Below are 13,719 nucleotides of genomic sequence, written 5' to 3' on the forward strand. Positions count from 1 at the left end.
CGTGGTGGCGGTGACCGTGGTGGTTTCCGTCGCGATGACCGTCCGTCCGGTGGTTTCAACCGTGACGACCGTGGTGGCGACCGTGGCGGCTTCCGTCGCGATGACCGTCCGTCGGGTGGCTTCCGCCGGGACGACCGTCGTGATGACAACCGTGGTGGCGGTGACCGTGGTGGTTTCCGTCGCGATGACCGTCCGTCCGGTGGTTTCAACCGTGACGACCGTGGTGGCGACCGCGGCGGCTTCCGCCGCGACGACCGTCCCTCCGGCGGCTTCCGCTCCGGCGGCGCCGGCGAGCGCCCCTACGGCCGGCGTGACGACAACCGCCCGTCCGGCTCCACCTTCGGTGGCCGCCGCGACGACAAGCCGCGCTGGAAGCGCAACGGCTGACGCCTGAGCGCCGCCTGACGAGGACTCGGCCCCCCACAGCACTCCGGTGCGGTGGGGGGCCGAGCCCATTTCCGGCCGTTTCGCCCCTCCCGCGCCGTCTGGCGGGAAACCGCCGGGGCCACACCCGGCGATACCCGATCGGCCAGCAGCCCCTCTCCGGCTATGCTCTGGGGTGAGCACATGGAGGGCCATTAGCTCAATTGGCAGAGCAGCGGACTTTTAATCCGTTGGTTGTCGGTTCGAGTCCGACATGGCCTACCGCTCGCGGGCGGAGACCAAACCCTCTGACCTGCTACGTAGCGCCCCGACCGGCTTCAGCCGGCCGGGGCGCTACGTCGTTCCCGGCCCCGGGAGGGAACACCGGGGCAACGACGGTGCCACAGCTTCCGTTCGCCGCCGCGGCCGCGCCCGCTCGCGGAACGAGCCGAGCCCCTCGGCGCGGCGGCCTTCCCGACCGCGCACAGCGGGCCCGCGTACGTGTCCGAAGTCAGCGGGCCGGTGGAGCGGCGCAGCGTCTCCCTGACGGTCCGAAGGCCGCCACCACCGGCGTGCCCGAACGGTCAACGCCCGCACCCGCGCCCGAGGCGCGACCAGGCTGCTGGTGGAGCCGGCCCGAGAGCGTCGAAGATGAGTGCGACGGCGCCGGGCCGGGAGCGGGAACGAGCGAGGGGGGACGAGGGCCGCGTGACTGACGCTGAGCGGATGCTCGAAGAGGTGCGGGCGATGATGACGGAGGAGGTCTTCGAGGGGGTGCTGAAGGCGCAAGGCGTTGACCCCGATGATCTGTCCTCCCTCCTGGACCTGCTCGCCATCGGCCTCACGAACGGCGCGTGGCGCAACAGCTGCGTGGAGAACTGGCATGCGGAGGGGCGCCTGTCCGACGGCGACATGCTGCGGATCAACAGTCACACCACGCTCGGTGTACGCCAACGCCTCCGCGGATGGTGCACGGCCCACGGCATCTCCTCGGGGAGCGCCGAAGCGTTCCGGGGCGTCACGGTCGAGGACGTGGACGTCCTCGGGCATCGGCTCTTCACGTGGCTGACCAACCCCGGCCGCAGGCTTCCGACGGGCATGACCCTGGGCGAACTCGCGCGCACCGATGAGGACCTCGCGGAGTACGAGGACCACGCGGACGGGAAGCTGGGAGCCTTCGCCGGCCAGATGGAGCGCCAGGGCGTCCGGTACGGCATCCTCTACACGGCCGGTCACGGCGCACTCGCCTGCGACCGCTGGTGGGGTCATCCCACCTGGCCGGCGCGCGTGGACCGTTTCATATCCGTACTGGACACCCCCGCCGATCCCCACTGGGGAACGGACGGTGAGCGCCTCGGGCGCCTGGGCCCCGGGCCGGCGTCCCTGGGCTCTCGTGCCGATCTGCGCGGAACGCTGCTGCGGACGCCGTGGGAGCTCGACGCGGAGGCCGCGCAGTGGGTCGTGGATTCTGGGATCGCGTACCTGACGGTGACCGTCTGAGAGCCGCCTCCAGGAGCGCGCAACCGGGCCGGTGCCGCCGGTCCGGGTGCCCGGACGGATCGGTTATGAAGCCTCTGACCTGCGGTGATGCCATTCTGAGGGAGTGCGGGGCGGTTAATTGGCGGGAGGCGTCCCCCGGATGACGTAGAGTTGGGTTTACCGACGCGGGGTGGAGCAGCTCGGTAGCTCGCTGGGCTCATAACCCAGAGGTCGCAGGTTCAAATCCTGTCCCCGCTACTCAGTACGAAGGCCCGGTTCCCTGGTGGAACCGGGCCTTCGTCGTGTTCGGCTCTCACTCCTTCGCCCCGGTCCGCTCGCCGTACCGGGCCGTCTGCCGTCAGCCTGGGGGGACGGGCGCGACCGGGCGGCAGGAGAGCAGCGTGGCGGGGCTGGGCCGGCAAGGCGAGGGCGGCAGTGCGGACGGCGCCGCCCGGCGGGTGGTGCGGATCCTGCCCGTCCTGCTGGTCCTGCTGGGACTGGTGTTCACCCTGGTGACCCCGCCCAGCTTCACGGGGTCCCCCTTCTTCGCCGCCGCACCGCTGGTCGCGGCTCCCCTGTTCACGCTCCGGGCGACCGCGCTGACCGGGATCGCCTCCTCGCTGGTGGTCGTCGGCCTCCACGTCCACAACGGCACCGCCTGGAAGGTGGAGGCGCTGACCGAGCTGGTGACGGTGCTGACCGTGTCCGGGCTGGCCCTGCTGATCAACCGGGTCGTTCGGCGCGGCGGCGAGCGGCTCGCCTCGGCGCGCGGGATCGCCGAGGCCGCGCAGCGGGCCGTGCTGCCGACCCCGGCCGAGCGGATCGCGGGGCTGCGCGTCGGCGCCCGGTACGAGGCCGCTCAGGCCGACGCCTTCATCGGCGGGGACCTGTACGCCGTCCAGGACACCCCGTACGGCGTGCGGCTCGCGGTGGGTGACGTACGGGGGAAGGGGCTGGGGGCCGTGGAGGCCGTCGCGGTGGTGCTGGGGGCCTTCCGGGAGGCGGCGGAGACCGAGCCGACCCTCGAGGGCCTCGCACGGCGCCTGGAGCGGGCGCTGACCCGGGAAGGGGCGCGCCGGGGCAGCCTGGACGCGGTGGAGGGGTTCACCACGTGCGTGCTCGGCGAGATCCCGCCCGGCGCCGAACGGCTGCGGCTGCTCAACCGGGGCCACCCCGAGCCGCTGCTGCTGTACGCGGACGGGGGCCTGGAGGTACTGGCCCCCGCCGAGCCGGCGCTGCCGCTGGGGCTGGGCGAACTCGCGGCGGACGGGGTCCACCGGAGCGAGGAGTGGTCCTTCCCGGCGGGCAGCACCCTGCTGCTGTACACCGACGGGCTGACCGAGGCCCGGGACGCGGCGGGCACCTTCTACGATCCGGCGGCCCGGCTGCGGGGGCGGGTCTTTCCGGGGCCGGAGGAGCTGATCGGTGCGCTGAGCCGCGATGTGCGGCGGCACACCGGCGGAGGCACGACGGACGACATGGCGCTGCTCGCGGTGGGCCGGGCGGGGGAGGGGCGGCCGGAGCGACGGCGGACCGTCCCGGTCGTGCGCGGCGACAGCCCGTGAGCGACCGGACGTAGCGGAAGACGGCCGGTGGAGCGGCTCCCCTGACGGTGCGTCAGGAGCGTGCAGGGCCGGAAGTGGCGTGCGAGGGGTAGAAGGATTGCCCTGGTTGGGGCCGTATAGGGCGAATGTGAAGGCCAAAGCTGAGCCCTGAGTGGCCGATTGGGGTGAACGATCAATCGCTTCGGCTTGGATTCATTCGTCCGCGTAGATTACCTTTCGATAACGCAGCGCGGTCGTCCCAGCCGTCGCAACGACGGCACCCGTGTGCGTTCTCGCCCATGAGGAGTGTGCCCCGGTGGCCTCCAACTCGCCTGCCTCTGACGGCATAGACCTCCAGGAGACGCCCACCGCGGGAGCCTGGGGCGAGTGGAATCCCACGGAGGACTCCGCACGCCCGCTCCGCGGCAAGCACCGCGTCCTCAAGCCGCGCGGCGGGCTCGCCCGCAGCTCGACCGTGCTCGGCGTCGGCGTGATCGCGGCCGTCGGCGCGGGCGGCATCGCCACCGCGCAGGACCGGCCCCAGGTCTCCATATCCATGCCCTCCATGCCCGACCTGCTGGGCGGCGGCGACTCCGGCTCCGACTCCGGCTCCGGCGGCGACGCCGTACGGACCGCCGCCGAGGCGGACTCCGGTACCGGTTCGGCGGGCGCGGCCGAGACCGCCGGAGTGCCGCAGCAGGCCGGCGCGGGCGAGGCGCTGCTCAACCGGATCCTGCTCCAGGCAGAATCCCAGCAGGACACCGAGGAGGCCCGGGCCCGCGCGGACGCCGAGCGCACGGCGCGCGAGAGCGCCGCCCAGGAAGCCCGGACCCAGCGGGAAGCGGCCGACAAGGAGGCCGAGACGGCGCGCGCCGCCGCCGAGGCCGCCGCCGAGAAGGCGGCCGCGGAGAAGGCCGCCGCCGAGCAGACCGCCACCAAGGCCTCGGCGGGGACGGGCACCGCGTCGGGCTCCGGCTCCGGCTCCGGTTCCGGTTCGGGTACCACGGCTGCGGGCGGCTACTCCCTGCCGACCTCCTCCTACACCCTCACCTCGCACTACGGCGCCGCCGGCTCCATGTGGTCCTCCGGCTACCACACCGGCCTCGACTTCGCCGCCCCGACCGGCACCCCCGTCAAGGCCGTGGGCGGCGGCAAGGTCATCTCCGCCGGGTGGTCCGGGGCCTACGGCTACCGCATCGTCCTCAAGCTCGACGACGGCACCGAGGTCTGGTACTGCCACCTCTCCTCGATGTCCGTGACCTCCGGCTCCGTGGGCGCCGGCGAGACCATCGGCCGGGTCGGCGCGACCGGCAACGTCACCGGTGCGCACCTCCACCTCGAGGTCCGCAAGGGCGGTTCGACGGTGGACCCGCTGGCGTGGCTGCGCTCGAAGGGCCTCGACGTCTGACCGTCTGCCGTCTGACCGCCTGATCGCGCGGTCCTTCCGGGCCCGCCCGGTCCCGCCGGTCTTTCAGGGGTGGGAGGCCGACAGTTCCGGCGTCCTGGCGGCCGGTACGAAGATCCGCGCGGGCGCCGGGGCGGCCTGCGGGGTCCAGCGCGGCGGGGGCAGCAGTTCCTCCAGTACGGCCGCCCGGGCCAGCACGGGCGCGGCCGTCGCGCGGCCGAGCCAGAGCCGGTGCAGCAACTCGCGCTCCCGCGCGGCGAATTCCGGATCCCGCGATCCCGGGCCGGAGTGCCGGGCGTGGCGGCGCAGCAGGGCCAGGGCGGCGGCGTCCGCCGTGTACCGGGACACGGTGCGGGCGGCGTGGCGGCCTCCGGTGCGGCGGGCCAGGGCGCGGGCCAGTGACCGGGCCGGCATCGAAGCCAGGGCCGGCACCTCCGCCGGACCGAGCCAGCCCGCGGCCGCGTATACCGACAGCTCGGCGGCGACGGCCCGCAGGCACCGGCGCCGGGCCCGCACGGCCAGCCACAGCAGCAGCCCGAACGCCGGGACCATCACGCAGCCGTACACCACGTAGAAACCGTACTCACCGAAGTGCGAGGAGCCGTTCCACAGCGCGTGCGTGCCCATGGCCAGGAGCAGCCCCAGCACGGGGAGCCCGTTCCTGCGCGCACGGCGGGAGGTGAGCGCGGCCGCGCCGAAGCCGAGGCCGGTGAGCACGGTGAACAGCGGGTGCGCGAACGGGGAGAGCACGGCCCGCACGAAGAACGTCGCCGCCGTCACGGAGTCCAGTGCGCGGGTGCCGTTGGCCAGGTCCTCCTCGAAGGCGGTGCCCAGGTAGAGGATGTTCTCGGTGAAGGCGAAACCGGTGGCGGTGAACCCGGCGAACACGATCCCGTCGGCGACGCCGGTGAACCGCCGTCTTCGGAAGACGAAGACCAGGAGCAGGGCCGCCGCCTTCGCGGTCTCCTCCACCACCGGCGCGATGGCGACGGACCCGAGGCGGTCGGCGGTGGAGGGATCGGCGGAGGCCGAGGCCATCCACTCCGTGGCGAAGCTGTTGGCCAGTATCGCGATCAGCGCCGCGGTGCAGGCCCCCCAGCCGAAGCAGAACAGCGACGGCCGCCAGGGGCCCGGCGCGGCCAGGCCGAGCCACCGGAACGCCGCCACCAGCGGCGGCACCGGCAGCAGGGCCAGGCCGAGGCCCACGAAGAAACCGGCCGTGCCGGTCTGCTCCCGCACCAGCTCGAGGATGACGGCGCCGGTGGCGGTGAGCAGCGTGACGAGCACGCACATGCGGGCCGTGCCCGACGGGCGTGCGAGCACACGGGAGAGCGCTCGGTACACATGATGACCCTACCGAGCCGCTCGGACACTCCGAGTGACGTTTGTCAGTTCTTGGAGTCAGGTTCGACCGCGCGCTCGCCGCGGCGGACGAAGAGGAGGTCGTGGACGACGTGGCCCTTGTCCAGGCCCTGCCCCTCGAAGCGGGTGAGCGGGCGGAACTCGGGGCGGGGCGCGTAGCCGCCGTCGGCCTGGGTGTTCTCGAACTCCGGGTGCGCGGTGAGGACTTCGAGCATCTGCTCGGCGTAGTCCTCCCAGTCGGTCGCGCAGTGGAGCACGGCCCCGGGCGCCAGGCGGGTCGCGGCGAGGTCCAGGAACTCGGGCTGGATCAGGCGGCGCTTGTGGTGGCGGGCCTTGGGCCACGGGTCCGGGAAGTACACGCGCATCCCCGCGAGGGAGGCGGGCGGGAGCATCTCGCGGAGCAGGATGATCGCGTCGCCGTTCGCCACCCGGACGTTGGTGAGGCCGTTGCGCTCCGCGAGGGCGAGGAGGTTGCCCTGGCCGGGGGTGTGCACGTCGGCGGCGAGGATGCCGGTGCCAGGATCGGCGGCGGCCATCTGGGCGGTGGCCTCGCCCATGCCGAAGCCGATCTCCAGGACGACGGGGAGGCCGCCGAAGAGCTTGTCGAGGTCGATGACCTCGTGGCCGTCGATGTCGAGGCCCCAGGTGCCCCACAGCCGCTTCAGCGCTTCGCCCTGGCCGGTGGTGACCCGGCTGCGGCGCGGCTGGAAGCTGCGGATCCGGCGCTCGTGGTGCGACCCGGCGGGGTCGGGCGCGGGGCCGTCGGGGAACCGCGGCTCGGTGCGCCACTTGGGCGGCGTGTACGCCTCCGGCGGGGAGTCGGGGAGGCTGGGCTGGGGGTTCAGGGGCTCAGACACAATGCGGAGATTCTACGACGGGGGGTGGGGGCGGGCGCCCTGGCCGGGCCCGTGCCCTGGCCTCTGCCCTGGCCGGGCCCGTGCCCTGGCCTCTGCCCTGGCCGGGCGGTTCGCGGTGCCGCGGGGGTGGTGCTGCCCGGCGGGGGTTCTGTGGGGTGGCTTCGGGGCGGGGTCGGTGCCGGGGTGGACCAGGGCCCGCCGGGTCAGGAGGTGCGGAGGTGGTGGAGGGCGCGGGTGGCGATCTCGCGGCCGATCGGCAGCGACGCGGTCGCCGCGGGCGAGGGGGCGTTCAGGACGTGCACCGTGCGCGGGGCCTCCCGGATCAGGAAGTCGTCCACCAGCGTCCCGTCCCGCAGCACCGCCTGGGCGCGGACCCCCGCCGCCGCGGGGGCGAGGTCCGCCTCGGTGACGTCCGGCAGCAGGCGGCGTACGGCCTCCGTGAAGGCCCGCTTCGACAGGGAGCGGTGGATCTCGCCGGCCCCGTACCGCCAGTGCCGCGCGGCCATCCGCCAGGATCCCGGCCAGGCCAGTTCCGTGGCGAGGTCCCGCGGGCGGACCGTACCCCAGCCGTAGCCCTCGCGGGCGAGCGCGGGGACGGCGTTCGGGCCGACGTGGACCCCGCCGCCGATGCCCCGGGTGAGGTGGACACCGAGGAAGGGGAACGCCGGGTCGGGTACCGGGTAGACCAGGCCCCGGACCAGCTCCGGGCGGGCCAGGTCGTGGTACTCACCCCGGAAGGGGATGATCCGCATGCCCGGGTCGTCACCGGCCAGGCGGGCCACCCGGTCGCACTGGAGGCCCGCGCAGTTGACCAGGACCCGGGCGCGGAACACCCCGCCCGCGGTGGTGCGGACCGCCACCGCGGAGGGGCGGCGGGAGATCAGGTCCGCCTCCGCGCCGTAGACGATCTCCGCGCCCGAGGTCTCGGCGAGCTGCGCCGCGACCCGGCCGTAGTCCACGATCCCGGTGGTGGCCACGTGGATCGCGGCGATGCCCCGGACGTGCGGCTCGTACTCCGTGATCTGGGCCGGTCCCAGCTCGCGCACCGGGATGCCGTTCTCCCGGCCGCGCTGGACGAGGGAGTGCAGCCGGGGCAGCTCGGAGCGGTCGGTGGCGACGATCAGCTTGCCCGTCACCTCGTGCGCGATGCCGTGCTCCGCGCAGAACTTGACCATCTCGGCGGCCCCGCGCACCGCGTAGCGGGCCTTGAGGGAGCCCGGGCGGTAGTAGATGCCGCTGTGGATCACGCCGCTGTTGCGGCCGGTCTGGTGCCGGGCCGGGCCGGGCTCCTTCTCCAGTACGGTCACCCGGGTGCCCGGGGCCAGGCGCGACAGGGCATGGGCTGTCGACAGGCCGACGATCCCGCCACCGATCACCAGCACGTCGCAGTCCACGCTGACACCTCCCACCCCTGCATACTGCACCCCGCCACCGACAACGGGGCTACGCGGGGGCCACGAGCAGCGGGCGGGCCCGTTCGCGCAGCTCGGCGACGCGCGGCTCGTCGCCGTACGGTTCCAGCCGGTGCAGCAGGTCCCGTACGTACTCGGTCGTGCGCGCCGAGGAGATCCGGCCCGCGACCTCCACGGCCCGGGTGCCGGCGGCGCAGGCCGCGTCCAGGTTGCCCGACTCCAGCTCGGCGACCGCGCTCACCACCAGCCGCAGCCCGTGCGAGCGCACGTACTCCTCCGTGGGGCGCGAGAGCGCCTGCTCGGTGAAGCGGCGGACCTGGCGGGGCAGTTTCAGGTCCCGGTAACATTCCGCGGCATCCGCCGCGAAACGGTCGTACGAGTAGAAACCCAGCCAGGTCGGGTCGGCGTCGCCGTCGCGGGAGCGCTCCAGCCAGCCCTCGGACGCCCGCAGCGCCGCCCCGGCGGCCGCCGGGGCGCCCGCCTTCGCGTGGGCCCGGGCCTCGACCAGGCGGAAGAAGCTCATGGTGCGGGCGGTGGCCAGCCCGCGGTTGCGTTCGACGGCGGCCTGGGCGAGGTCCACGCCCTCGTCGGGGAAGTCCCGGTAGGTCGCCTGGAGGGACATCGAGGCCAGGACGTACCCGCCGAGCGGGACGTCCGCCGCCGCCCGGGCCAGGCGCAGCGCCTGGATGTAGTAGCGCTGGGCGGCCTCCTGCTGGCCGGTGTCGAAGGCCATCCAGCCGGCCAGCCGGGTCAGTTCGGCGGTCGCCCCGAAGAGCGCGCGGCCCACCTCGTCGGTGTAGGAGCCGAGCAGCAGCGGCGCCGCGTCCACCCGCAGGCACTCCGGCACCATCGACGAACGCCAGTCCCCGCCGCCGTACTTGGAGTCCCAGCGGCGCGCGTCCTCCGCGGCCTCGCGCAGCTTGGTCACGTCGCTGTGGCCCACGCGCTGCGGGGAGGCCTCCCGCACGGGCCGCGCGGGGGCGGCCGCCGGCGGCGCGGTTTCGGGCCCGGACGGGGCGGGCACAACGCCCTGAGCGGGGGTTTCAGGTGTCCGTCGCGGCGGGGCGGCGGCCGTGGAAGCCCGGCCGGTGGCCGCTGCGCCCGTCCCGGTGCCCGGGGCGCCGGCGGGGGCCGGTTCGCGCGCGACCGAGCTGTCGGCCGGGGATATCAGCCACCGGGAGGCGGGCGTCGCGTACGCGGACACCGAGAAGGAGCCGGCGAGCGACTGCCAGATCCCGCCACCGCCACGCCGCCCGGCGAGGTCCAGCCGGTAGAGGTCGGTCGCGGAGCGCACCGCCGCCCCGATGTCGCGCGGAAAGGCCAGCCCCACCTCCGGTGCCGGATCGGCGTCCGCCAGTCCGATCTCGTGCAGCGGGACCGGCCGGCCGAGCTTCGCGCCGATGGCGGCGGCGATCAGGTGCGGGGCCGCGCCCTGCGGCACCATCCCCTTCGACACCCACCGCGCCACGGACGTCTTGTCGTACCGGAGCGTCAGGCCGCGCTGCGCGCCGAGGTCGTTGACCCGCCGGGCCAGCCCGGCGTTGCTGATGCCCGCGAGGGCGAGGACGGCGCCGAGCTTCTCATTGGGCTCGCGGAGCTCCCTGGACATGCGCCACCCCTCGTCACACGCGGAACGCAGACGCCGCCGGGGCATAGGCGCCCGGCATTTCGTAAACCCAGCGTAGTTCCCCGCCTCCCAAGCGTTAAGGCCCCGAGTTCCGTATGGCGGGATTGTTGTCCGTATGCACAGTCCGCCCGGGGGGTCGTGCCCCCGGCGCACGCGTCGGCTCGTGCTCCGGCCGTGTGGCCGTGCGCCCGGCCGTGCGCTCTGGCCGCCCACCGGGCCCGGCGATTCGATGTGCGGTGCGTGGGTCGGCCCGCTGAGTGGACCCGGTGGGCCGGGGGATGCCGCTGCCTCAATCCCCGCGGGTGGCGGAACGGTCCGGGAGGTCGCAGACGCCTCCCGGACCGCGCCCCGCGGCCGTCCCGGCCGCCCGCGCGGGGGCCCGCAGGGGCCCTCAGTACGGCCGAAGAATGGCCGAAACCGACCTATGGGGCGGTGGGAACGGAACGCCAAATACCGTGTGACCGGGGCGTGTTCGTTTGCATGTGCGCCCCCCGAAGCCACGCCCGCACGCCCTTCTCGTGGCAGCATGGACCCCGAGCCACCCGGGGTCCCGCCGGCCGCGCCCTCCAAGCGCCGACGCACGCCGACGCACGTTGTCCGTGCCGTCCCGGCCGTCCGTTGCCCCGGTCATGTGCCCACGGGCTGGGGGAGGCGGCGGTGCGCTGGTTGGTCGGGTGGAGCAGTATCGCCGCGAGCTTCGGCACGGCCGGACGCGTCCCGTCCGGCCCAGGAGCACCGGCGGACCCCTCCCACGGCTCCCCCCACCACTCCTCCTACGGCCGCCCGCCCCACGCCGGACCGCCGCAGCACGGGGGCATCGCCGACGCCGCACACGCCGACGACCCCGCGGCCCAGGACGCCGAACGCACCGTCCACCCCGTCGGCGCCCAGCTCCTGTGGGGCGACCCCGACCCCCTCTGGGCCGTCGGCGACTGGCGCCCGGACGAGATCCGCACCGTCACCGCCGACCCCGCCGACCCCTTCACCCGGCTCGCCGTACTCGGCTGCTGCGGCGCCACCGACGACGAACTCCGCCGCGCCCTCTACGCCGCCCGCGGCGGCGCCCTGCGCCACCTCACCGAGTGGCCCGGCAGCTACACCGCCGTCGTCCAGGCCGGACGCCGCATCACCGTCCTCGGCGACCTCGCCGGCGCCCGGCCCGTCTTCTACACCCCCTGGGCGGGCGGAACCGCGTACGCCACCGCCGCGCTCCCGCTCGCCGACCTCATCGAGGCGCAGCTCGACGTCGGCCACCTCGCCGCCCTCCTCGCCTGCCCCGACAGCCCCGAGGCCCTGGGCGACGGCACACCGTACGCCGGTGTCCGGCGCATCCCGCCCGGCCACACGCTGATCCTGCGCGAGGGCTCCCGGGAGATCACCGGTTACGAACCGGTGGCCTCCCTCGCCGTGGCCGCCCCCGAGGCCGACCCCGAACGGGCGGTGGAGGGCGTACGGGAAGCGTTGACCGCGGCGGTGCGCGCCCGGCTCACGGCGCCGCGGCATGCCCCCGAGACCCTGCTCCCCGACCCCGGGCCGGTGCCCGGCATGGGCCCCGCCGACCGGCGCGCGGCCCGCGGCGCACCCGCGCCCGGCGTCGGCGCCGACCTCTCCGGCGGCACCGCCTCCGCGACCCTCGCCCTCCTCGCCGCCGGCCTGCCCGGCGCCCCCGGAACCCTCCACGGCTCCGGCTCCCGCCTCCTCGCCGTCACCTTCAACGACCTCACCACCCCGCAGGGCCGCGAGGGCGAACTCGCGCGCGCCCACGCCATCGCCGCCGACCCCCGGCTGCACCACCTCGTCGTGGCCGCCGCCGAAGAAGCCCTCCCGTACGCCGAACTCGACGGCCCCCTCACCGACGAACCCGGCCCCTCCCTCGTCTCCGCCGCCCGCGAACGGCGCCGCCTGGCGGCCGGCTCCGCCGACCACTTCACGGGACACGGAGCCCGCCGCGTCCTCGACGCCCACCCCGCCCGCATGGCCGACCTCCTGCTCGACCGCAGACGCCGCCACCTGCTGCGCCCCGTCGCCGCCCTCGCCCGCTCCGCGCCCGCCGACCCGCTGCTCGTCCCCTTCTCCGTCTACTCGGCCGCCCGCCGCCTCGCCCGTACGCCGTACCGCGCGGGCATGGAGGCCGCGGCGGCCCGGCTGCGCCAGGGGGGCGCCGCACTCGCCGCCGCCACCGGGCCCGTCGACGCCTCACTGGCGGCCCTCACCTGGTCCCGGCCCGGCCCCGCCGCGGGCTGGCTCACCGGCGAAGCCCTGGCGGAAGTATCGATCCGGCTGAGGGCCGCCGCCGGACGGCCCCCGCTGTCGCTGCGCCCCGGCGAGGCCCGCGCCCGCGCGCTGCTGACCCGTCACGCCGCCGACCACCGGGTCTTCGAGCAGGCCGTGGAGGTCCGCAGCCAGCGCCTGCACGCGCCGTTCCTCGACAACCAGGTCGTACGGGCCGCGCGCGCCCTGCCGGAGTCCCTGCGGGTACAGCCCGGAGCCCGCGCCGAGATCCTGCGCAGCGTCCTGGCCTCCGCCGGGGTACGGGAACTCCCGCCCGGCTGGGGCGCCACCTCGCACACCCCGAACGAGACCGCCACCCGCCTCGGACTGCGGGCCGCCCTCACCTCCCTGCTGGCCCTCTTCACGGCACCGCTCCTCGCGGAGGCGGGCCTCGTCGACGCCCGCGTCGTCCAGCAGGCCCTGATCGACGCGGCCGAGGGCCGGCCCGTCCCGCTCGACGGGCTCGCGGAACTCGTCTCGATGGAACTGTGGCTCCGCCGCCTCCTGGCCCGCCGAGGCACCTGCTGGACCGGCACCTCCACCCCCCGCCGCCGCGCGGTCCCGCCCCTGGACGCCCGCCTCCCCCGCCTCACCCCACCGGCCCTCCCGGCGAGCCGCTGACCGGGCCGACGGCGCGGTTCTCGGCGGGTCACCGGCGGCGTCGGCCCCCGGGCGGCGGGCCGGAGCGGGGCCCGGGTGCTCCTGCGGTGTCGGCCCGGGCTGCGGGCCGAGGGGTGCGGGCCGGGCGGCGGGCCGAGGGGTGCGGGCCGGGGCGGTCCCGGGGTGCGCGGGTCGGGACGGGGCCCGGGTGCTCCTGCGGTGTCGGCGCTGCCGGGTGTCGGCTTGCGGGTGCCGTGGCGACCGCCCCCGCCGGTCCCTGACCTGCGGCCCGGGTTCGGGTGGGGGCCCGGGCGTCCCAGTCCCCGTCGGCCCCCGAGTCGGGGCTCTCCGGGGCGCCACCCCCGCCGCTGCCGCGCGGTCCCGCGCCTGGATGCCCGCTTCCTCCCTCTCACCCCGCCCGCCCTCCCGGCCAGCCGCTGACGGGCCGGACGGGTGCGGGGCGAGGGCGGGGGGTGAGGGTGTTCCCGCGGTGTCGGCCTCGGCCTCGGCTTGCGGGTGCGCGGCGGCTGACCACCCCCGTCCCCGGCGGCGCAACCCGGCCCCCGGTCGGCGACCCGGGGTGTTTCCGCAGTGCCGGCTCACGGCCCGGGTCCGGGGTGGGGCCCGGGGCGTTCCCGCCCCGTCGGCCTCCGGGTGCGGGGTCCTTCGGGGCGGGAACACCCCTGCTGCCGCGCTGTTCCGCGCCTGGATGCCCGCTTCCCCCGTCTCACCCCGCCTGCTCCCGCGGCCAGCCGCTGGTGGGCCCGCCGGTCTCCGGGGCGCGCTGGTCAGGGGCGGG

The 13,719-nt window shown here is 75.5% G+C and carries 9 protein-coding genes and 2 tRNA genes; 6 read left to right on the forward strand and 5 right to left on the reverse strand.

Going from position 1 to position 13,719, the window contains the following annotated elements:
* On the reverse strand, positions 1-456 hold a 456-nt coding region (locus ACZ514_RS12765), incomplete at its 3' end, for a hypothetical protein (protein WP_469124680.1).
* Between the two features lie 116 nt (positions 457-572).
* On the opposite strand from ACZ514_RS12765, the gene ACZ514_RS12770 reads away from it, so the two are divergent.
* The 5 genes from ACZ514_RS12770 to ACZ514_RS12790 all read left to right on the forward strand — a co-directional run bounded on the left by ACZ514_RS12770 (position 573) and on the right by ACZ514_RS12790 (position 4,794).
* A tRNA-Lys gene (locus ACZ514_RS12770) sits at positions 573-645 on the forward strand.
* A gap of 426 nt (positions 646-1,071) precedes the next feature.
* On the forward strand, positions 1,072-1,863 hold the full coding sequence (locus ACZ514_RS12775) for a hypothetical protein (RefSeq protein WP_469124681.1): 792 nt from the start codon (positions 1,072-1,074) through the stop codon (positions 1,861-1,863).
* 163 nt (positions 1,864-2,026) lie between these two features.
* Positions 2,027-2,100: transfer RNA gene (locus ACZ514_RS12780), tRNA-Met, on the forward strand.
* Between the two features lie 143 nt (positions 2,101-2,243).
* Positions 2,244-3,407, forward strand: coding sequence for a PP2C family protein-serine/threonine phosphatase (locus tag ACZ514_RS12785; RefSeq protein WP_469124682.1), 1,164 nt, complete (start codon positions 2,244-2,246; stop codon positions 3,405-3,407).
* A gap of 295 nt (positions 3,408-3,702) precedes the next feature.
* Complete coding sequence (locus tag ACZ514_RS12790; RefSeq protein ID WP_469124683.1) at positions 3,703-4,794, forward strand: M23 family metallopeptidase; 1,092 nt, start codon at positions 3,703-3,705, stop codon at positions 4,792-4,794.
* A gap of 63 nt (positions 4,795-4,857) precedes the next feature.
* Here ACZ514_RS12790 and ACZ514_RS12795 read toward each other — a convergent pair whose 3' ends face one another.
* The 4 genes from ACZ514_RS12795 to ACZ514_RS12810 form a co-directional block, all read right to left on the reverse strand.
* Complete coding sequence (locus ACZ514_RS12795; protein ID WP_469124699.1) at positions 4,858-6,084, reverse strand: PrsW family intramembrane metalloprotease; 1,227 nt, start codon at positions 6,082-6,084, stop codon at positions 4,858-4,860.
* A gap of 95 nt (positions 6,085-6,179) precedes the next feature.
* Positions 6,180-6,998 (reverse strand): tRNA (guanosine(46)-N7)-methyltransferase TrmB, encoded by an 819-nt coding sequence (gene trmB, locus ACZ514_RS12800; RefSeq protein ID WP_468164376.1) that lies wholly within the window; start codon positions 6,996-6,998, stop codon positions 6,180-6,182.
* 215 nt (positions 6,999-7,213) lie between these two features.
* The gene (gene lhgO / locus ACZ514_RS12805; protein ID WP_469124684.1) at positions 7,214-8,434 is read right to left on the reverse strand and encodes an L-2-hydroxyglutarate oxidase; all 1,221 of its coding nucleotides are present in this window, start codon (positions 8,432-8,434) and stop codon (positions 7,214-7,216) included.
* Positions 8,435-8,453: 19 nt separating this feature from the next.
* Positions 8,454-10,031 carry a sporulation protein gene (locus ACZ514_RS12810; RefSeq protein ID WP_469124685.1) on the reverse strand — a complete coding sequence of 526 codons (1,578 nt, stop codon included), beginning with the start codon at positions 10,029-10,031 and terminating at the stop codon, positions 8,454-8,456.
* A gap of 675 nt (positions 10,032-10,706) precedes the next feature.
* Between ACZ514_RS12810 and ACZ514_RS12815 the strand changes: the two genes are divergently transcribed.
* Positions 10,707-12,941: an asparagine synthase-related protein gene (locus tag ACZ514_RS12815; RefSeq protein ID WP_469124686.1), complete on the forward strand. Its 2,235-nt coding sequence runs from the start codon at positions 10,707-10,709 to the stop codon at positions 12,939-12,941.
* The last annotated feature ends 778 nt before the right edge of the window (positions 12,942-13,719 follow it).

Source organism: Streptomyces sp. NPDC034086 (genome assembly GCF_055575515.1).